The following is a 19581-nucleotide window of genomic DNA, read 5'->3' on the forward strand; positions in this document are numbered from 1 at the left end:
GCCGTGAACGAGAACCGGGGGCCGGAGCATGCGCTCCGGCCCCCGGTTCGGGTTGCTCGGGTCAGGCGGGCAGGGACGCCACGCCCGGGGCGAGGAACCGCTTGCCGTTGACCTTCGCGGACACGCCGGAGCGGTCCAGGAACGGCGCGATGCCGCCCAGCCAGAACGGCCAGCCCGCGCCGAGGAGCATGCACAGGTCGATGTCCTGCGCCTCGGCGACGACGCCCTCGTCCAGCATGATCCGGATCTCCTCGGCCAGCGCGTTGAGCGCGCGGTCGCGGACCTCCTCGCTGGTGGAGGGCTTGTCACCCGACTTCCACAGCTCGGCGACCTCGGGGTCGACGACGGTGTTGCCGGACTCGTCGAACGTCCACACCGCGGTCTTGCCCTCGTCGACGAACCGCTGCAGGTTCTCGCTGATGCCGAACCGGTCCGGGAACGCCGCGTTCATGGTGCCGTTGACGTGCTGGGCGACGGCCGGGCCGACCAGCTGCAGCAGCACCATCGGGCTCATCGGCAGACCGAGTTCTTCGAGGGCGTTGTCGGCCACCTCGAAGGGCGTTCCCTCGTCGACGGCGGCGATGATCTCGCCCATGAAGCGGGTCAGCAGCCGGTTGACCACGAACGCCGGAGCGTCCTTGACCAGCACCGACGACTTCTTCAGCTTCTTGCCGACCGCGAAGGCGGTGGCCAGCGAGGCGTCGTCGGTCTTCTCGCCGCGCACGATCTCCAGCAGCGGCAGCACCGCGACCGGGTTGAAGAAGTGGAAGCCGACGACCCGCTCCGGGTTCTTCAGCTTCGACGCCATCTCGGTGATCGACAGCGAGGAGGTGTTGGTCGCCAGGATCGCCTCGGGGGAGACGTGCTCCTCCAGCTCGGCGAAGACCTTCTGCTTGACCGTCATCTCCTCGAAGACGGCCTCGATGACGAAGTCGGCGTCGGCGAAGGCCTTCTTGTCCAGCTCACCGGTCACCAGGGCCTTGAGCCGGTTGGTGGCGTCCGGCGACAGGCGGCCCTTGCCGGCGAGCTTGTCGATCTCGCCGTGGATGTAGGCCACGCCCTTGTCGATGCGCTCCTGGTCGATGTCGGTGATGACCACCGGCACCTGAAGGCGGCGCACGAACAGCAGCGCCAGCTGACCGGCCATCAGACCGGCACCGACCACGCCGACCTTGTTCACCGGGCGGGCCAGGCCCTTGTCCGGCGCACCGGCCGGGCGCTTGGCGCGCTTCTGGGCCAGGTCGAACGAGTACAGCCCGGCGCGCAGCTCGTCGGACATCAGCGCGTCGGTCAGCGCTTCGGTCTCGGCGGCGTAGCCGGCGTCGATGTCGTTGTTGCGGGCCAGCTCGATGAGCTCGACCGTCTTGGTCACCGCGGGCGAAGCGCCCTTGGTGCGGGCCTCGACGATGCCCTTGGCGCGCGCCACGGCGTCGTCCCAGCCCTTGCCGCGGTCGATCTCCGGGCGCTCGACGGTCTTGTCACCGTTGACCACGCGGACCAGCCAGCGCAGCGACTCCTCGAGGAAGTCCGCGCCTTCCAGCAGCTCGTCGAAGATGCCCAGCTGCAGGCCCTTCTTCGGGTTGAGCATCTTGTTCTGGCTCAGCGCGTTCTCGATGATCACCGTCACGGCCGCGTCCGGGCCGATGAGGTTCGGCAGCAGCTGCGTGCCGCCCCAGCCCGGGAACAGGCCCAGGTAGCACTCCGGGAACGCGATCGCGCCCGCGTTGGAGGCGACGGTCCGGTAGTGGCAGGACAGCGCCAGCTCCAGGCCACCGCCGAGGGCAGCGCCGTTGACGAAGGCGAACGTCGGGATCTTCGACTCGGTGAGCCTGCGGAACACGTCGTGGCCGGTCTGCGCGATGGCCTGCGCGTGCTCGCGCTGCGACACCTGGCCGACGCCCGTGAGGTCCGCGCCGACGGCGAACACGAACGGCTTGCCGGTGACCGCGATCGCGGCCGGCTCAGCGGCGAACGCCTCGTCCAGCGCCGCGTTCAGGCTGCTCAGACCACCCGGGCCGAAGGTCGACGGCTTGGTGTGGTCGTGGCCGTTGTCGATGGTGATGAGCGCGAGCTTGCCGGTCAGACCGGGAACGTCGACGAGGCGGGTGAACGCCTTGGTCACGACCTCGTCGGGGAACAGCGCCGCGAAGTCAGTCACTGCTCGCCTCCTGCGTTGTAGTTCGGGTTCTCCCAGATGACCGTTCCGCCCATGCCGATGCCGATGCACATGGTGGTGATGCCGTAGCGGACCTCGGGGTGCTCTTCGAAGTGGCGGGACAGCTGAGTCATCAGCCGCACGCCGGAGGAGGCCAGCGGGTGGCCGCAGGCGATCGCGCCGCCCCACGGGTTCACCCGCGGGTCGTCGTCGGCGATGCCGAAGTGCTCCAGGAAGGCCAGCACCTGCACGGCGAAGGCCTCGTTGATCTCGAACAGGCCGATGTCGTCGATGGTCAGCCCGGCGCGCTTGAGGGCCTTCTCGGTGGCCGGGACGGGTCCGACGCCCATGACCTCGGGCTCGACACCGGCGAAGGAGTAGCCCACCAGGCGCATGCCGATCGGCAGGCCGAGTTCCTCGGCGGTCTCGGCGTCGGCCAGCAGGGCACCGGTGGCGCCGTCGTTGAGGCCGGCGGCGTTGCCCGGGGTGACCCGGCCGTGCGGGCGGAACGGGGTCTTGAGACCGGCGAGCGTCTCGACCGTGGTGCCCGGGCGCGGCGGCTCGTCGGTGGTCGCCAGGCCCCAGCCCTCGTCGGAGCGGGTGGAGACCGGGACCAGGTCGGGGCTGATCTTGCCCGCCTTCTGCGCCTCTTCGTAGCGCTGCTGGCTCAGAGCGGCGTACGCGTCGGTGCGCTCCTTGGTCAGCGACGGGTAGCGGTCGTGCAGGTTCTCGGCGGTGGAGCCCATGACCAGCGCGGACGGGTCGACGATCTTGTCGGACACGAAGCGCGGGTTGGGGTCGGCACCCTCACCCATCGGGTGGTTGCCCATGTGCTCGACGCCGCCTGCGATCACGACGTCGTAGGCGCCGAAGGCGATGCCGCTGGACACGGTGGTCACGGCGGTCATGGCGCCGGCGCACATGCGGTCGATGGCGAAGCCCGGCACGGACTTGGGCAGTCCGGCCAGCAGCGCCGCCGTGCGGCCGATGGTCAGGCCCTGGTCACCGATCTGGGTGGTCGCGGCGATGGCGACCTCGTCGATGCGCTCCGCCGGGAGTTCGGGGTGTCGGCGCAGCAGTTCCCGGATGACCTTGACGACCATGTCGTCCGCGCGCGTCTGGGCGTACTGGCCCTTCGAACCGGCCTTGCCGAACGGCGTGCGTACGCCGTCGACGAAGACCACGTCCCGAACCGCTGGGCGGCTGCGGCTGTCGGCGGGTGCCGACACAGGTGCGGCCACGGCGTGCTCCTCACTGGCTTGGTGGATGGTGCTCGGCCGGAGTCCGCGAGGGGCGGCGCCTTACCGGCCGGTAACCGCACTCTAGCGCTTATTACCCACCGGTAACCACGTGCCCGCCCCTGTCGGTTGTCTCACATGCTGACCAGCCGGGACCCGGCAGCCGAATCCTTCCCGAGGAATCGAGCCCGCGCTCGGCGATTCCGGTCCGAACCGACCGGGCGAAACGGACGTCGATCGCGGACGGTTCGGGCCACGAAACGCCCGGTGCCTCAGGAGTCCTCGGGCGGAGTCGCGTGCAGCGCCTTGGAGAGGGCCTCGGCGGTGAGGGAGATCTGCCACTCGCGGGCGCCCTTGGCGCGCAGCAGCTCGGTGATCGCCGGGACGTCGCGGTCCTCCGGAGGCGTCCAGCAGGTGCGCCGGACGAGATCGGGCAGCAGCAGGTTCTCCACGGGCAGGGAGTGCTCCTCGGCGATCGCGTTCAGCGCCGCGCGGGCCGCGGTGAGCCGTGCCGCGGCGGCGGGGTCGCGGTCCGACCAGCGGTTGGTCGGGGGCGGTCCCTCGTTCGGCGTGGACGCGGCGGGCAGCTCCTCGTTGGTGAGCCGGCGCGCGGCGCGCAGCGCCTGCAACCACATCGAGGCGCGCCTGCGCTGCTGGCGTCCGCCGAAGACCGGCATGGCCACCAGATCGCCCTCGGACTTGGGGTTGGACTGCGCGGCCAGCACGATCGAGGAGTCCGGCAGCACGCGGCCCGGTGCGATGTCGCGCTCGCGGGCGAACTCGTCCCTGGCCTGCCACAGCGCTCGCACCGCGGCCAGCTGCCGGGGGCTGCGCACCTTGTGGATTCCCGAGGTCCGGCGCCACGGTTCGGCGCGCGGGGGAGCGGGTTCGGCGTTGCGGACGGCCCCGAACTCCTCGAAGGCCCAGTCCAGCTTGTCCTGGCGCTGGAGCTCGGCGTGCATCTCGTCGCGCAGCGCGACCAGCAGCTCGACGTCCAGCGCGGCGTAGACCAGCCAGTCCTCGGGCAGCGGCCGTCTCGACCAGTCGGCGGCGCTGTGGCCCTTCTCCAGCCGGTAGCCGAGCATGCGCTCCACCAGCGCGCCCAGCGACACCCGGTCGAACCCGGCGAGCCGACCGGCCAGTTCGGTGTCGAAGAGCCTGGCGGGGTGCAGATCGAGTTCGGCCAGGCACGGGAGGTCCTGGGATGCGGCGTGCAACACCCATTCGGTGTCGGCCAGAGCCGGAACCAAGGGGTCGAGCGCGCCTTTGAGAGCGATCGGGTCCACCAGAACGGTGCCTGATCCCTCGCGACGCAGCTGCACCAGGTAGGCGCGCTGCGAGTAGCGGTAACCCGAGGCGCGCTCGGTGTCCACCGCGACCGGCCCGGTGCCTGCGGCCAGCGCTTCTGCGGCCGCGTCCAGCGCGGCCGGGGTGTCCACCACCGGCGGCACGCCGTCGACGGGTTCGGTCAACAACACCGGCTCCGGGCGGCCGGATCCGACGGTCTCGGGGCTTGCAGCTTCCACGGCTAACAGACCTTACGTGCTTTGGCCCGTCTCGTGTGGCTGGTCCACCCGACGTCGTCGGCCCGGCCGACCCGGCGCTGGTGCTTTCTCAGCGATCCGTCACCGGATCACGCCGGCGCGCATGGCCAGTGCGACCATCTGCGCCCGGTCGCCAGTGCCCAACTTGCGCCCGATCCGCGACAGGTGAGACTTCACCGTGAGCGCGGAAAGGTTCAGGGCCTCGCCGATCTCCTTGTTGGAGCGGCCATCGGCCACCAACTGGAGAACTTCGACCTCACGCCCGGACAGCTCGCGAGGTGTGTTGTCCGTTCCCGGCACGCGGGTTCCGGCGGCGAGCACCGGAGCCACGCTGGGATCGGCGTACACACCGCCGTCGAGCACGCGGCGCACGCCGTCGGTGACCACCATGGGCGAGGCCGACTTCAACAGGTACGCCTGCGCACCTGCTTGGAAGGCGGCCCGGACCGCATAGGGGTCATCGGACGAAGCGAGCACCACGATCCGCGGCCAGCCCTGGCTCCGGAGTTCGGTAACCAGTTCGATGCCGGTCCCGTCTGGGAGTCCGAGATCGAGAATCGCGAGGTCGCACGGACCGGTCGCCAGAGCGCGAGCCCTGGCTTCGGCCATGGATGCGGCCTCGTGCACCGTGCCGGCGCCCATCTGCAGCAGCCGAGCGGCGATCGCCTCTCGGAGCAGCGGATGGTCATCCACCACGAGCACCGTGAACAGCTCTTCCCGCGGGTGCGGGACCATGTTGGCCGGCAAAGCGCCGGCAGGCGTGGTTCGAGCGGCCTGACCTAAGCCGACGGCAGCCACGTCACTACCTCCCTGGAGTCGGTCGTGTCCCCCGACCGGCACCGGGACTCTCGACCAATCAGCCGCGCCACTGATCGACCGAAAGTGGTGTCGTCGGGGTGAGCGTAACCGCCCAAGCGGGTCAGCGGGACGATCAATCGGGTATCTATCCCGATCGAGTTGTGACGAGCGCATAGTTTTGTCGCTCTTTTGGGTGACTCAGAGCGACGACCGTAACGTCGGAGCGTGGCCATGCGACATATTTCGAATGCGTATGGTGAAAATCTTGCTTCGACAAGCACTTCACCGAAGCTGAACGAACTTCGCGAATGAAAATCGGACACCGGCGTGTCGTGCCTCGGCGTGTCGCGTTCGAGGGGTTTGCGGGAGCGAAGTCCCGCCTCAACGCTACGCGCTGGGCCTACCTGTCGCAGCCGATGATCGGGGGACCCCGATCAGTCCTGGCGCATTGCGCCGTTCGGTCGCCTGCCGAGTAGCGCAACGCCTTCCGGCGGGAGCCCGGCCGCACTTGCCATGAGTTCGTGGAATGCATCCGCATGCGGTGCGAGATCGACTTGCTCGGAGCCGAACACCGAGGGTTTCGGCGTCCACGACCCGCGCAACTCCAGATCGTGACTGCGCGAGGGCCCGGCGATGTCGCCGAACCGCGCCGAGGACGTCAGGGTCACCGTGCCGCCCAGAGCGGTGAACGACGCGCCCGCGTTCTCCAGCGCGTCGGTCAGCCACGACCACCCGACCGCGGGCAGCAGCGGGTCGTCGGCCACTTCCGGATCGAGCTCGGCCCGCAGGTAGACCACCAGCCGCAGGACGCCGTCCCAGGCCTCCTGGCCTTCCGGGTCGTAGAGGAGCACGAAACGCGCGGTCGCCAGCTCACCGGCCGGTCCGTTCGCCTCCGCGGCCAGCGCGTGAGCCCAGGGGGCCAAGCGCTTGGGGGGACCGACTTCGCTGAGCTCGATCTCCGCACGCGGCTGAGGCGACGTCAACGCGGCAACCGCCTGCCGGAAAACTTCGGGCGCCGCCGACATCTCCGTCACGGCGACGACTCTAAGGGTCGACCGCGGCGCGTGGGTGGAGGCACGCCGTGGAGGAGCGGGCGCTTGGAGTGGGAGGGCGGGCATCATGCGAAGATTGCCGGAGCCAGCCCGGCAGTCCGTCGTGGCAGATCCGTTCCTTCTCGCCCGCAGACCGCACCGGGATTCGACGATTCGACGTACGGACACCCTTCGATGACGAACTCCGCTCCGGTCTCCACCCGCAGGGACCTCGCCGACGCACCTCTGCTCGTGGCCGCACGTGGTGGGAAGCCCCGGCACACGCCGGTCTGGTTCATGCGGCAGGCGGGGCGCTCCCTGCCCGAGTACCGCCAGGTGCGCGAAGGCACCCCGATGCTGCAGGCGTGCCTGACCCCGGAGCTGGTCAGCGAGATCACCATGCAGCCGGTCCGGCGGCACGGGGTGGACGCCGCGATCCTGTTCAGCGACATCGTGCTCCCGCTCTACGCCGCGGGCGTCGGGCTGGACATCGTGGCCGGAACCGGCCCTGTGGTGAGCAACCCGATCAGCGGGCCGTCCGACGTCGAAGCGCTGCCGTCGCTGGACGCCGAGCAGGTCGCGCCGGTCGCCGAGGCCGTGGGCCTGCTGGTGAAGGAGCTCGGGAGCACGCCGCTGATCGGTTTCGCCGGCGCCCCGTTCACGCTCGCCTCCTACCTCGTCGAGGGCGGCCCGAGCCGCAACCACGAGCGCACCAAGGCGCTGATGCACTCCGACCCCAAGACCTGGCACGCGCTGCTGGAGAAGCTCGCCGACACCACGCTGGAGTTCCTGCGGGTGCAGCTGAACGCGGGGGTCGACGCCATCCAGCTGTTCGACTCGTGGGCGGGCGCGCTCTCGCTGCGCGACTACCGCGAGTTCGTGCTGCCGCACAGCCGCCGCATCTTCGAGGGCGTCGCCGAGATCTCCGACGTGCCGCGGATCCACTTCGGGGTCGGCACCGGTGAGCTGCTGGGCGCGATGCGCAACGCCGGACCCGACGTGGTCGGCGTGGACTGGCGCGTTCCGCTGGACACCGCCGTCGCCCGCCTGGGCGCCGCCGAGCCGGGCGCGGCCAAGCCGGTCGTGCAGGGCAACCTCGACCCGGCCGTGCTGTTCGCCGGCTGGGACGCCGTCGAGCGCGAGGTGCACCGCATCCTCGAGGAGGGCCGCGAAGCGGGCGGGCACATCTTCAACCTCGGCCACGGAGTGCTGCCGACCACCGACCCGGAGATCCTGACCCGGGTCGTCGAGCTGGTGCACACCGCGACCGCGCAGCGCTGATGGCCGGCCGCGTCGCGGTCGTCGGGGGCGGTGTCGCCGGACTGGCCGCCGCGCACCGGCTCCGCCGCGAGCTGGGAGCCGAAGCCGAGATCGTGCTGGTGGAGCAGACCTCCCGCCTCGGCGGCAAGCTGCGCACCGTCGAACTCGCCGGACGTCCGTACGACTTGGGTGCCGAGGCGTTCCTCGCCCGGCGGCCCGAGGTGCTGAACCTGGCCGAGGAGCTGGGCGTTCGCGCCGACGTCGTGCACCCGGCGGGTGCCGCCGCGACCGTGCGGGCCGGCGGGCGCACCCAGCGGTTGCCCGGCGGCACGGTGATGGGAGTTCCCGCCGAGGCCGGTTCGGTCGCCGGAGTGCTCTCCGACGCCGGGATCGCCGCCGTGCGGGCCGAAGCCGACATGCCGCCGATCGAGCTGGGCGGCGCGGACATCTCGGTGGGCGACCTGCTGCGCGCCCGCGTCGGCGACGAGGTCGTCGACCGGCTGGTGGAGCCGCTGCTCGGCGGCGTCTACGCCGGGGACGCCAACCGGCTGGGCCTGCGCGCGACGGTTCCCGCCTTGGCCAAGGCCCTCGACGACGGCGCGGGCTGGATCATCGCGGCCGCCCGGGCTGCGCTGCCGACGCCGAAACCCGGTGCGCCGCAACCCGTTTTCGGCGCCTTCCGGGACGGCTACCGAGAACTGCTCGACCGGCTGCTGATCGCCGCCGACGTCGAGGTGCGGCTCGGTCTTCCGGTCCGCGCGCTGGTCCGCACCGGAGACGGCTGGCGGCTGGAGATCGGCTCCGCACCCGCGCCGGAGCACCTCGACGTCGACGCCGTGGTGCTCGCGGTCCCCGCGCCCGCCGCTCGGAAGCTGTTGCAGGGCCCCGCTCCCGCTGCCGCCGCGAAGCTCGCCGAGGTCGAACTGGCGTCGATGGTCGTGGTCGGTCTCGCGCTGCCGCCCGGCACGCAGCTGCCCGAGCACGACGGCACCCCGGCTTCCGGTGCGCTGATCGCGCGCGGCGAGCGGCACTCCGGCGGAACCCCGTTCACCGCCAAGGCGTTCACCTTCTCCAGCAACAAGTGGCCGCACCTGCGCGGTTCCGGGGGAGAGGTGCTGCTGCGCGGTTCGGTCGGCCGCTTCGGCGAGACCGAGGACCTCCGCCTGGACGACGGGGAACTGCTGCGCCGCGTCCGCGCGGACCTGGCCGAGCTGACCGGGATCACCGCCGAACCGGTGGATTCGGCGGTGCTGCGCTGGGGCGGCGGCCTGCCGCAGTACGGCGTCGGTCACCTGGACCTGGTCGCCGACGTGGAACGCGAGGTGGCCGGGGTTCCGGGCCTGGCGATCGCGGGAGCCGCGCTGCACGGGGTCGGTGTGCCCGCGTGCGTGGCGACCGGTGAGGCGGCAGCGACCAGCATCACGCGGGACCTGGTGCAGCTCGGGCGCTGAGCAGTGGGACCATGAAGGCATGGCGCGGCTGAATTACGACGAGCTCAACGACACCATCCGCTACACCATGTGGTCGGTCTTCCGGATCGAGCAGGGGACCCTGCCCGAGGACCGGGCCAAGGCCGCGCAGGTGACCCAGGAGTACCTGGACTCGCTGGCGGAAACCGGTGTCGTGGTGCGCGGTATCTACGACGTGTCCGGCCTGCGTGCCGACGCGGACTTCATGATCTGGTGGCACGCGGAGGAGATCGAGGCCGTGCAGGCCGCCTACACCGGGTTCCGCCGCGAAACCCCGCTCGGCCAGTCCTCCGAGCCGGTGTGGAGCAACGTGGCGCTGCACCGCCCCGCGGAGTTCAACAAGAGCCACATCCCGGCGTTCATGGCCGGTGAGGACGCGAAGAAGTACATCTGCGTGTACCCCTTCGTGCGGTCCTACGAGTGGTACCTGCTGCCCGACGACGAGCGCCGCAAGATGCTCGCCGACCACGGCAAGGAAGCCCGCGACTACCCGGACGTGCGCGCCAACACCGTCGCGTCCTTCGCGCTGGGCGACTACGAGTGGATGCTCGCCTTCGAGGCCGATGAGCTGCACCGCATCGTCGACCTGATGCGCCACCTGCGCGGCACGGAAGCCCGCCTGCACGTCCGCGAGGAGATCCCGTTCTACACCGGGCACCGCGTCGAGGTCGGAGACCTCGTGACCCGGCTTCCCTGAAGGTCGACCTCACTCGTCCCGTTCGGGTGAGCCGAAGACGAACCATGGCGCCACCTGGGCAGAGCCTGCCGAGGTGGCGCCATGATCGTTCTCATTCGGCGGTGGGTGTCGTGGCGACGTTGACCATTCGCGACGTTCCCGAGGACGACTGCGAGGCGCTTCGCGCCGATGCGCGGGTCAAGGGGCAGTCGTTCCAGGAGCGCATGCGGGAGATGGCGATCGAGCTCGCTCGGAAGTCAGCTCTCGACGAGGCGGACGGCGATTGAGTTGATGCAGTAGCGCTGGTCGGTGGGCGTCGCGTAGCCCTCGCCGGTGAAGACGTGGCCGAGGTGGCCGTGGCAGGAGGCGCAGAGGACCTCCGTGCGGACCATGCCCATGCTGCCGTCCTCGCGGACGATCACCGCGTCGGAGTCGCTCGGGTCGTAGAACGACGGCCAGCCGCAGTGCGACTCGAACTTGGTCTCGCTGCGGAACAGCTCCGCTCCGCAGCCCCGGCACTCGTAGACGCCGGTGGTCTTGGTGTCGACGTACTCGCCCACCCACGCGGGTTCGGTGGCGGACTGGCGCAGCACCGCGAACTCGTTCGGGGTGAGCTGCTCCCGCCACTCCTGCTCGCTCTTGGTGACCTTGGGAGTGCCTGCAACCGGATCCATGCTTCCACGCTAATGCGACCGAAGATCGATTGCTAAGTCGCCCGGTCGGATCGAGGTCCATGCCACGATCAGCCGAAGAACACCCCGAGCATGTAGGCCACCGCGTTCCAGACCGTGAACAGCACGCCGAACAGGATCAGCACGACGACGGCCACCGCCGCCAGCCTGCGGTGGCCTCCGGTGCGGTTGGCGCTCTGGGCGAACTCGTCCACGCCGCGCAGCATGCCCTCGACCGTGGCCTCGGAGTTCGGCCGGTCCATCCGCGCGCGGTGCTCGGCGAAGGCGCGGACCTCGGGATCGTTCTGATCGAGGTCGTCCAGGTCGCCGAAGCGGGCCGGCTCCTCGGATTCACGGCGCTGCATCGGCACACCGTATCGCCTCATCAGCGCGGAGCGGAATCGCGGAGTTCACCGAATGGAGTGGGGGCCGACCAGGGCAATCGTCCTCGCCGTCGGCGGCGAACCGCCTAGGCTGGGAAAAATTGACCGTGGAGCGCCGGGAGGGTGGCTTTGAGCGAGTCAGCCGCAGTCGAAGACGGCCGGTTCCTGCCGGAGCTGCTGGTCACGCCACCGCGGCGGCACCGCCGCTGGACCGTGCTGCTGCGGATGCTGCTGCTCATCCCGCACTTCATCGTGCTGTGGGCGCTGGGCGTCGCGGCGGCGGTGGTGGTGTTCATCGGCTGGTTCGCCGCGCTGGTCCTGGGCAGGCTCCCCGAGTGGATCTCCGGGTTCCTCACCCTCTACATCTCCTACAGCACGCGGGTCGGAGCCTCCGCGTGGCTGCTGGTCGACCGCTACCCGCCGTTCGTCGTGGGCGACCCGCAGTTCCCGGTCGACGTCGAGATCCGGCCGGGCAGGCTCAACCGCTGGGCGGTGGCGTTCCGGTTCGTCCTGCTGATCCCGGCGGCGATCGTGGCCGCGGTGACCTCGTGGGGTTTCGGGGTCCTGGCGTTCTTCCTGTGGCTGATCATCCTGGTCATGGGCCGCAACCCGCGCCCGGTCTTCGACGCCTCGGTGGCCGCTCTGCGCTACTCGATGCGCACCAACGCCTACATCTACCTGCTCACCGGCGCCTACCCGAAGCGGCTGTTCGGCGACGCCCGCGAGGAGGGCGAGGCCGCCGAGGTCCCGGCGGGTACGCGACCGCTGGTGATGTCCCGGGGCGGGCGGATCCTGCTGATCGTCTTCATCGTGCTGGGCGCTCTCGCGATGGTGGGCAACGGCGCGGTGTCGTCCACGCAGCCGCCCCCGCACGAGTACCAGTACGCCCACCTCGGGTGATCGTCCCGAGAACCCGGCCCGGTCACTGATCGCAGCCGCCGGTTCCGCTCCTCGGGCGACGTCGGTTCGCTCGTGCAGCGGTGTCCCGGCGGTCGGATCGGCGAGGAACATCGGACGGTGCTGGTATCCAACACCGATCGGAGGTCGGAGATGGTCGGCACCGACGCACCGCACCAGGGCGGTTGCAGCTGCTGCGGCAGCTGCAGCGGTCCTTCCTGTGGCTGCTGCTCCAGCTGCGGCTGAAGTGGCGGTGGCTTGCCCGGGGTGTTGCGGGATCACTCCGGGCAGGCCATGCCCTCGGTGGGCACGACCCCCTGCACAAGGAATCGGCTGATCGCGTCGGTGACGCACGTCGAGCGGGTGATCGCTCCGTGCCCGGCGCCCTGCCAGCGCATCGGCACGCCGGTCGGCAGCTCGTCGGCCAGGTGATCGGTGCCCAGCGCCAGCGTCCGCGGATCGTGGGCCGTGGTGATCACCGGGATCGGCGGTAGGTCCGCGCGGCGCGGAGTCGGCAGCGGCTGCTGCGGAACCGGCCACGAGCCGCACCACACCACGCGCTGCGCCGCGACGCCGCCGAACAGCGGGAAGCGGTTCACCCAGTCCTGCGCGATCTCGCTGCTGCGCTGCGGCGGAACGCGCAACGTCGTGTCGTTGCAGCTGGTGATCAGATCCCCGTCGAACCACGGCGGGTTCACCCCCTGCGCGGCGACCAGCGGCGCGGTGAGCTCGGCGAGGCGCGTGCCGTCACCGCGGTTGCCCGCCGCCAGCGCCTCGGCCAGCGCGGGCCAGCCGTTGCGGTCGGAGAGCCCCTGCAGCACGGCCTGCGTGACCCGGCCCGCCGGCACCGAGGTGCCGGGTGCGGGCAGCGGGGCGCTCCGGGTGCGCTCGACGAGGTCGCTGACGGTCTGCCGGGGGTTCGGGCCGAGCGGGCAGTTGCGGCTGACGCAGTCGGCGGCGAAGACGTCGAAGGTCTGCTCAGCGGTCTGCGCCTGGTACTCGGCTTGGCCCATCGAGTCGCGCGTCGGGTCCGGGGCGCCGTCGATCACGAACCGCCCGACCCCGCCCGGGTACCGCTCGGCGTAGGTCGTCAGCAGGCGTCCGGCCTCGCCGCGGCCGATCGCGTGCAGCCTCGGCACACCCAGTTCCAAGCGGAGTTCTTCCAGGTCGGAGGCGGTGCGCCAGGTGTCGTAGGCCTGGAGTCGCTCGTCGAGCTTGAGCAGGCACTCCTGGCTGGCCGACAGCACCGATTCCAGCAGCCGGTCGAGGTCCGGGCGCTGGGTCGCGCGCGGATCGAAGCCCAAGACCTCCTCGCGCTGCTGCGGCGGAACGCAGTCGGCGGGTTCCGACTCGCCGGTGCCTCGCCGGTCCATGCCGATGATGTCGAAGGTGTTGCGGATCTCCGGCGGCAGCTGCGTGGCCATCCGCGCGGCGAAGGTCGTGCCCGGCTCGCCGCCGATGTCGCCCACGACCACCAGCGGAACCCGGCCGGAGCCGGTGCGGATCAGGGAGTTGCGCGCGGTGCCCCGCTCCGGAGCCTCCGGTGCGTCGAGCGTGGAGAGCAGGCGGGAGCAGGAGAACGTCAGGCCGGGCGGCAAGGAACCCAGCTCAGCGCGGGTCTGGTCGGTGCAGTCCTGCCAGTTCAGCGCGTCGCGGGGAGCGGCGCCCAGCGGCGGCACCGGTCGCGGCTTCGGCGGCTGCGGCGCGGGCGCCACCTGCTGCTCGCTGTCGTGGTAGGCGACCGCGGGGCGCTGGGACGGCCCGACCGAACAACCGGCGACCACCAGCAGCAGCAACGGCAGCAGCGCGGCCCCGGCCCGGTTGATGGTGCGCGGCACAAGAACTCCTAGTCGAACCGGCGAACTTGTTACGCAGCATCCCATGATCGACGTGTGACCTCGGTTAGGGGACGTTCCACCGCGGGCACGGGGCCGGTTCGCTGCGGTCAGCGGCACCGGAAGCCGAACCCGGCTCCGGGTGCGAGAGTCCGGTGCACGGTGCTTCCCGCGGGGGGTGCGCAGGAGCACCTCCGGCGCGCGTTCTGGTCGGGCGTTCGCTGGGATAGCGTGCTGGTCGTTGTCGCTTGAGCCGTGAAGGAGCGTTGTGCAGGTCGCCTGGGGGCCGGGAGACGAACGTCGGTGGAGCGCGAGCCGGGTGTCGGCCGCTGCGCTGGGAGCCGTGCCGCCGCCGATGATGGTGCTGGTCGGCGTGGTCAGCGTGCAGGTGGGCGCCGCGTTCGCCAAGCAGCTGTTCAGCGTCGCCGGGGCCTCGGGCGTGGTGCTGCTGCGGCTGGTGTTCGCCGCGCTGATCCTGCTGGCGGTGTTCCGCCCGTCGCTGAAGCTGGACTGGCCGACGCTGCGCGTCGTAGCAGGGTACGGGCTGGTGCTCGCCGGCATGAACATGTGCATCTACCAGGCGTTCGAGCGGATTCCGCTGGGCGCGGCGGTGACCATCGAGTTCCTCGGGCCGCTGACGGTGGCGCTGTTCGGCTCGCATCGCAAGCTCGACGTGGTGTGGGCGCTGCTGGCCGGGACCGGCGTGTTCCTGCTGTCCCGCGTCGAAGGCGGCCTCGACTGGGTCGGCGTCGCGTTCGCGCTGGCCGCGGGCGCCTGCTGGGCCGGGTACATCCTGCTCGGCGCCAAGCTCGGCAGCCGCACCACCGGAACCTCCGGGCTGGCGCTGGCGATGGCCTTCGGCGCCCTGGTCGCGCTGCCCGTCGGCGCCTTCGACTCCGGGCCCGCGCTGCTGAGCCCGACGGTGCTGATCATCGGACTGGTGGTCGCGCTGATGTCCTCGGTGGTGCCCTACACGCTCGAACTCGAAGCGCTGCGCCGGATGCCGGCCCGCGTCTTCGGGATCCTGATGAGCACCGAACCCGCCGTCGCCGCCCTCGCCGGCCTGGTGGTCCTCGGCGAACTCCTGACCGGCTGGCAGTGGCTGGCCATCTGCTGCGTCGTCATCGCCTCCGTCGGCTCGGTCGCCACCACCCGCACGACGTCCGAGTCGAGCGACCCACCGGCGAACTGACCCGACCGGGCGGCACGATCCGAACTTCGCGCGCAATTCGAATCCCCCACCCGGCCAGGGCTGTGATCTGCGGTGACGTGCCCGGGTGCGGGGTTTCTGGGTCAGGGGTGGGGTTTGACCGCGCGGAGGAGCGTCAGGAGCGTGCGGTTGAGGGGGACCGGAATGCCGTGCCGGTCGGCCGCCCGCACGAGGGTGCCGGTGATGTGCTCGTGCTCCAGCGGGAGACCGGCGAGGCGGTCGTAGAGCATCGAGGTGCCGTTGGTCGGCGGCATCTGGGCCGTGTAGTCGGCCAGGACCTTGTCCGCGTCCTGCTGCGTCAGCGATGCCCCCTCGGCCTGGGCGACGGCGATCGCCTCGGTGAGGATGCCCGCGCAGAGCTCCTGGACCTCGGCGTCGGCGAGCACGTCCAGGCGGCGCAGGGTCAGCGCGGTGATCGGGTTCGGTGCCACGTTGGTGAGCATCTTGCGCCAGGCCGCGGTGTGGAAGTCGTGGGTCTCGCGCATCTTCAGAGCCGAGCCCGCCAGCATCGACACGAACCGGGAGCCGAGGTCACCCGCCGGGACCTGCACGGTGGCCGGCGACCGGCGCACCACGCGGCCGGGGCTGGTCCGCTCGGCTCCCACGTAGATCAACGCGGGCAGCACGGGCGCCTGCAGCCGCAGCTCGGCGACCGACTCGCGGTGCGCGACACCGTTCTGCACGACCACCAGGGGCGTGCGCCCGTCGTCGAGCTCGCGCAACCAGGGAGCCGTGCTCGGCACGTCGTGGACCTTGGTCGTCAGCACGATCCAGTCGAACTCGCCGACGGCACCCGGATCGGTCGCCACCGACACCGGGACGTCCACGGGCCCCTCGGGCGCGTCCACCACCAGCCGCTCGAACGGGGTGCGCACGCACATCGTCACCTCGTGGCCCGCGGCGTGCGCCGCTTCGGCGATCACCCCGCCGATGCCACCCGAACCGATCACCGCAATCCGCTCTACCACGGGAGCGGACGTTACCCGCTCGAACGATCCGTGCGGTGCACTGCACCGAACAGCACCGAGTCGAGGTCGTAGCGCATCGGCTCGTCCAGCTGGGTGTAGTCGCAGGACTCCGGGGCCCGGTCGGGACGCCAGCGCACGAACTGCGTGGTGTGCCGGAACCGGGCCGGATGTCCGCCTTCGGTGTGGTCGTAGGAGACCTCCACGACCCGTTCCGGGCGCAGCGGCACCCACGGCTGCTCGTTGCTGTTCCAGCGGTTCACCGACCCGGGCAGCCGCCGCCCGGTCGCGTTCTCGCCGACCCACGGGTGCTCGCCCTCGGTGATCAGCTCGGTGAGCTCCCCGGCCAGCTCACGCCTGCGCGCGGCGGAGAACGCACCGACGACGCCGACGTGGTGCAGCACCCCGTGCTCGTCGTGCAACCCCAGCTGCAACGACCCGACCGCGGTGCCCGGTTCGGTGTTGGCGTGCCAGCGCAGCCCGGCGACCACGCAGTCCACCGTGCGCGAGTGCTTGATCTTGAGCATCGTCCGCTTGCCCGGCACGTACGGGCCGTCGAGGGGCTTGGCGATGATGCCGTCCAGCCCGGCGCCCTCGAACAACCGGAACCACTCCTCGGCCAGCTCCGGGTCCTCGGTGGCCGGTGTGGTGCGCAGGCCCGGGCGGTCCAGCCCCAGGTCGGCCAGCAGCGAGCGGCGTTCGGACTGCGCCGATCCGGTGAGGTCCTGGTCGTCCAGGGCCAGCAGGTCGAACGCGATGAAGGTGGCCGGGGTGCGCTCGGCGAGCGCCTTGACGCGGCTGGCGGCGGGGTGGATCCGCTCGCTGAGCTGGTTCCAGTCGAGCCTGTCGCCGTCGGAGTCGTGGTGGATCACCACCAACTCCCCGTCGAGCACCGCCGGGCGCTCCAGCTGCTGGGAGAGCGTCGCCTGCACCTCGGGGAAGTAGCGCTCCAACCCGCGCCCGGTGCGCGACTGCAACAGCGCGCGACTGCCGGGCTCGACGAACGCCAGGCAGCGGAAGCCGTCCCACTTCGGCTCGAACAGCAGGCCCTCGCGGCGCGGCACGCCGTCGACCGGGCTGGCCAGCATCGGTTTCACCGGAGGGTGCAGCGGCAGCACGACGGCCTCCTACTGAACGCGTTGCTTGGGTGCGCGGTCCAGTCGCAGCCGGATGGCCGTGGGCAGCGTTTCCCGGCCCAGCGCCTGGCGGGCTCGGGCGAGGACCTTCTCGTCCAGCTCCTCCCACACGTGCCGGACGTTGGTGCCCTCCTGCAGCGACAGCGTCAGGCGCAGCGACGGCGAGCGGTCGGTGCCGGCCATCCGCACCCGGGCCCGCTTGACGCCCTGAACCTGCTCGGCGTCCGCGCGCACGGCGTCGGACAGCGCCCCGGCCGTCACGTCGAGGTCGCCCGAGTCGGAGTGCTCCAGGCGGAAGTCCGGCCGCTGCTCGGGCCGCAGCGCGCGCACCAGCCACCACAGGCCCAGCACGAACAGCACGAGCCCGGTGACGATGCCGATCACCGCGGCCAGCCGCGAGTTCGCCTGCACCCACTGCACCACCAGCGGATCGGCCACCGGCCGCTGAGCGCGGAACACGCCCAGCACTCCGGAACCCACGACGATCGCGGCGGCGCCCGCCAGCAGCGACAGCAGACCCAGCAGGGTCACGGCGCCGCGTTCGAAGCCCGCGCCGCGTCCGATCGGGGTGCTGCTCGGCTTGATCTCGCTCATCGGCGCTCCTTGGGCGTGGCCAGCGACACCAGTACCTTCGGCGTGCTGGGCAGCGGCAGGTCACCGACGGCGTGCTCGGCGGTCTCGGTCAGCCGCCCTCGCAGGTCACCGGTTTCCCGGAAGCGCGAGGTGGCCTTGACGCGGACCCGCTTCGCCCCGGCGGTGACGGTCGCGCCCGCGACGCCGTCCTGGTCGCGGACCTGGTGCCCGACCAGCCGCGCGAGCGAACGGCGGTCGGTGGTGACGGTGACCTCGGGGGCCGGGTCGTGCAGCCGGATCTCCCGGTGCCCCGCGCTCATCGTGGCGATCAGCAGCACCAGGCCGAGCACGATCAGCGCGCAGGCCACGAGCCGCACCGGCACGTCGTTCCACGAGAACCCGGCCAGCCCATCGCGCACCGCGGCCGGGCCGAGGATCAGGCCGCGGCCGCCCGGCCGGATCAGCGACCACACCGAATCGATGGCCAGCAGCGCTCCGGCGGCGGCGAGGACGATGCCGGCCACGGCGGTGATCAGTCGTACGAACAGGCGCATCGCTCACTCCACCCGGGGTGCCGCGGTCGGTGGGACCAGCCCGGACACGGTCACGTCGACGCTGCGCACCTTGCAACCCGCGATGCGGGAGAGCTCGGCCTCGACCCGCTCGCGCATCGAGGCGACGGTGTCGCGCACCGGGTTCGGGTAGCGCAGCGCCACGGTCAACCGGACTCGCAACGCGTCGTCCGGGCCGCTGATCTCGGCACCGGCGGCGTGCTTGCGGCCGCTGCGCGCGCTGCCCGGGTCGACGTCGGCGGCGTGCTCGGCGATCTTGCGCAGCACCGAGCGGTTGATGTGCAGGTCGCCGCGCTCCTCCAGCGCTTCGTCGGAGGTGGTCTCCTCCGGCTTGGTCGCGGCTGCGGTCATCGGCGGTCCTTGGAGCGGCCGAGCAGATCGCCGACCTCCAGCTCGCCGTCGAGGATCCGGCCGATGACCAGCCCCACCACGCCGATCAGCAGGGCGATCAAGAACCCGCTGAACCCGCCGACCGCCGCGGCGGTGCCGAGGATCAGCCCGGCGATCAGTCCGGTCTGCGTCGCATTCATCTCCGATGCCTCCTGTGAAGAAACGGGCTGTTGCACGAACGGGTCATCGAACGCGGGGAGGTGCGTGACGGCGCCGCCACCGGCATCGGACGCGGTGCAGCAGGCCACGGACTCCGCCAGGCCTGGTCTCCACCACGATCGGCGCGTCGAACCGGGGATCGGCGGTCCTGCCGCGCAGCCGAGCGAGCCCGGCGGCGAACGCCTCCGGGTCCCCTCCCACGTCCGGGTGATTCGCCCGGACGAACGCGCGGATCTCGGCGCGCGTCGCCGGATCGTGGTGCACGTCCACCATTCTGCGCCTCCAGTCGGGACCGGCCAGTCATGCCGGTTCCGGCGGGTCCTCGGCGGTTTCCACGTCGGACACGTAGATGTCCACCCGGGTCGCGCCCAGCGTCCCGGCCAGCGAGGCGCGCAGTTCGGCGACGGTCGTGCCGACCGGCTGGTCGAGGCGCACCACCACGCCGATCTCCACGCCCCCGTCCTCCGGCATCCGCACGCCGGTGATGCGGTGGCCGGGGAAGTAGGACGTGATCTCCCCGAACTCGCCGCCGGCCAGCCGCGTCACCGACGGGTGCGCAAGCACCTTCTCGGCGAGCTCACTGGCGGATGGCTGCTCCGGCAACTGGGCCTCCTAGGCG

22 protein-coding genes are annotated in these 19581 nt (G+C 71.3%); 6 read left to right on the plus strand and 16 right to left on the minus strand.

The features are described from left to right. Positions 1-61: 61 nt before the first annotated feature. The 5 genes from E1202_RS05715 to E1202_RS05735 form a co-directional block, all read right to left on the minus strand. On the minus strand, positions 62-2158 hold the full coding sequence (locus E1202_RS05715; RefSeq protein WP_132681489.1) for a 3-hydroxyacyl-CoA dehydrogenase NAD-binding domain-containing protein: 2097 nt from the start codon (positions 2156-2158) through the stop codon (positions 62-64). Continuing rightward, on the minus strand, positions 2155-3396 hold the full coding sequence (locus E1202_RS05720; protein ID WP_207918476.1) for a thiolase family protein: 1242 nt from the start codon (positions 3394-3396) through the stop codon (positions 2155-2157). The genes E1202_RS05715 and E1202_RS05720 overlap by 4 nt, the downstream gene beginning before the upstream one ends. 269 nt (positions 3397-3665) lie before the next feature. Further along, positions 3666-4919 carry a ribonuclease D gene (locus tag E1202_RS05725; protein ID WP_207918477.1) on the minus strand — a complete coding sequence of 418 codons (1254 nt, stop codon included), beginning with the start codon at positions 4917-4919 and terminating at the stop codon, positions 3666-3668. A 99-nt stretch (positions 4920-5018) separates the two neighbouring features. After that, positions 5019-5735: a response regulator gene (locus E1202_RS05730; protein ID WP_093264979.1), complete on the minus strand. Its 717-nt coding sequence runs from the start codon at positions 5733-5735 to the stop codon at positions 5019-5021. Positions 5736-6169: 434 nt separating this feature from the next. Then, entirely contained in the window at positions 6170-6760 is a 591-nt protein-coding gene (locus tag E1202_RS05735; RefSeq protein WP_207918478.1) for a DUF3000 domain-containing protein, read from the minus strand. Positions 6761-6961: 201 nt separating this feature from the next. Here E1202_RS05735 and hemE point away from each other — a divergent pair, with 201 nt between their 5' ends. The 4 genes from hemE to E1202_RS31265 all read left to right on the plus strand — a co-directional run bounded on the left by hemE (position 6962) and on the right by E1202_RS31265 (position 10458). Next, positions 6962-8047, plus strand: a complete 1086-nt coding sequence (gene hemE, locus E1202_RS05740; RefSeq protein ID WP_132681492.1) for a uroporphyrinogen decarboxylase — start codon at positions 6962-6964, stop codon at positions 8045-8047. Beyond that, positions 8047-9477 (plus strand): protoporphyrinogen oxidase, encoded by a 1431-nt coding sequence (gene hemG / locus E1202_RS05745; RefSeq protein ID WP_132681493.1) that lies wholly within the window; start codon positions 8047-8049, stop codon positions 9475-9477. Before hemE ends, hemG begins: the two co-directional genes overlap by 1 nt. A 19-nt stretch (positions 9478-9496) precedes the next feature. Continuing rightward, positions 9497-10192, plus strand: coding sequence for a hydrogen peroxide-dependent heme synthase (gene hemQ, locus E1202_RS05750; RefSeq protein ID WP_132681494.1), 696 nt, complete (start codon positions 9497-9499; stop codon positions 10190-10192). Between the two features lie 110 nt (positions 10193-10302). Further along, the gene (locus tag E1202_RS31265; protein WP_165943744.1) at positions 10303-10458 is read left to right on the plus strand and encodes a FitA-like ribbon-helix-helix domain-containing protein; all 156 of its coding nucleotides are present in this window, start codon (positions 10303-10305) and stop codon (positions 10456-10458) included. On the opposite strand, the gene msrB is transcribed toward E1202_RS31265, so the two are convergent. Beyond that, the gene (gene msrB / locus E1202_RS05755; RefSeq protein WP_132681495.1) at positions 10429-10845 is read right to left on the minus strand and encodes a peptide-methionine (R)-S-oxide reductase MsrB; all 417 of its coding nucleotides are present in this window, start codon (positions 10843-10845) and stop codon (positions 10429-10431) included. The genes E1202_RS31265 and msrB overlap by 30 nt on opposite strands. A gap of 68 nt (positions 10846-10913) precedes the next feature. Further along, entirely contained in the window at positions 10914-11207 is a 294-nt protein-coding gene (locus tag E1202_RS05760) for a hypothetical protein (protein WP_132681496.1), read from the minus strand. A gap of 147 nt (positions 11208-11354) precedes the next feature. Between E1202_RS05760 and E1202_RS05765 the strand changes: the two genes are divergently transcribed. Beyond that, entirely contained in the window at positions 11355-12125 is a 771-nt protein-coding gene (locus E1202_RS05765; RefSeq protein WP_235877739.1) for a DUF4389 domain-containing protein, read from the plus strand. A gap of 275 nt (positions 12126-12400) precedes the next feature. Here the strand turns inward: E1202_RS05765 and E1202_RS05770 are convergent, their stop codons facing one another. Continuing rightward, positions 12401-13960, minus strand: coding sequence for an alpha/beta fold hydrolase (locus E1202_RS05770; RefSeq protein WP_132681497.1), 1560 nt, complete (start codon positions 13958-13960; stop codon positions 12401-12403). A 316-nt stretch (positions 13961-14276) separates the two neighbouring features. Here E1202_RS05770 and E1202_RS05775 point away from each other — a divergent pair, with 316 nt between their 5' ends. Continuing rightward, positions 14277-15149, plus strand: coding sequence for an EamA family transporter (locus E1202_RS05775; RefSeq protein WP_408006091.1), 873 nt, complete (start codon positions 14277-14279; stop codon positions 15147-15149). 101 nt (positions 15150-15250) lie between these two features. Here the strand turns inward: E1202_RS05775 and E1202_RS05780 are convergent, their stop codons facing one another. The 8 genes from E1202_RS05780 to E1202_RS05815 are packed head-to-tail and all read right to left on the minus strand — an operon-like array spanning position 15251 to position 19565. Continuing rightward, the gene (locus E1202_RS05780; protein WP_235877741.1) at positions 15251-16135 is read right to left on the minus strand and encodes a 2-dehydropantoate 2-reductase; all 885 of its coding nucleotides are present in this window, start codon (positions 16133-16135) and stop codon (positions 15251-15253) included. An 11-nt stretch (positions 16136-16146) separates the two neighbouring features. Then, positions 16147-17250 (minus strand): ATP-dependent DNA ligase, encoded by a 1104-nt coding sequence (locus E1202_RS05785; protein WP_132681498.1) that lies wholly within the window; start codon positions 17248-17250, stop codon positions 16147-16149. 9 nt (positions 17251-17259) lie between these two features. Continuing rightward, positions 17260-17862: an alkaline shock response membrane anchor protein AmaP gene (amaP, locus tag E1202_RS05790; RefSeq protein WP_132681499.1), complete on the minus strand. Its 603-nt coding sequence runs from the start codon at positions 17860-17862 to the stop codon at positions 17260-17262. Next, complete coding sequence (locus E1202_RS05795; RefSeq protein WP_132681500.1) at positions 17859-18395, minus strand: DUF6286 domain-containing protein; 537 nt, start codon at positions 18393-18395, stop codon at positions 17859-17861. Before E1202_RS05795 ends, amaP begins: the two co-directional genes overlap by 4 nt. A 3-nt stretch (positions 18396-18398) precedes the next feature. Next, on the minus strand, positions 18399-18764 hold the full coding sequence (locus tag E1202_RS05800; RefSeq protein WP_132681501.1) for an Asp23/Gls24 family envelope stress response protein: 366 nt from the start codon (positions 18762-18764) through the stop codon (positions 18399-18401). Further along, positions 18761-18943, minus strand: a complete 183-nt coding sequence (locus tag E1202_RS05805; RefSeq protein WP_132672664.1) for a hypothetical protein — start codon at positions 18941-18943, stop codon at positions 18761-18763. Before E1202_RS05805 ends, E1202_RS05800 begins: the two co-directional genes overlap by 4 nt. 43 nt (positions 18944-18986) lie before the next feature. After that, positions 18987-19235: a hypothetical protein gene (locus E1202_RS05810; RefSeq protein ID WP_132681502.1), complete on the minus strand. Its 249-nt coding sequence runs from the start codon at positions 19233-19235 to the stop codon at positions 18987-18989. A 27-nt stretch (positions 19236-19262) separates the two neighbouring features. Next, positions 19263-19565, minus strand: a complete 303-nt coding sequence (locus tag E1202_RS05815) for a hypothetical protein (RefSeq protein ID WP_132681503.1) — start codon at positions 19563-19565, stop codon at positions 19263-19265. Positions 19566-19581 lie beyond the last annotated feature (16 nt).

The organism is Saccharopolyspora karakumensis (genome assembly GCF_004349225.1).
Classification (GTDB): Bacteria; Actinomycetota; Actinomycetes; order Mycobacteriales; family Pseudonocardiaceae; genus Saccharopolyspora; species Saccharopolyspora endophytica.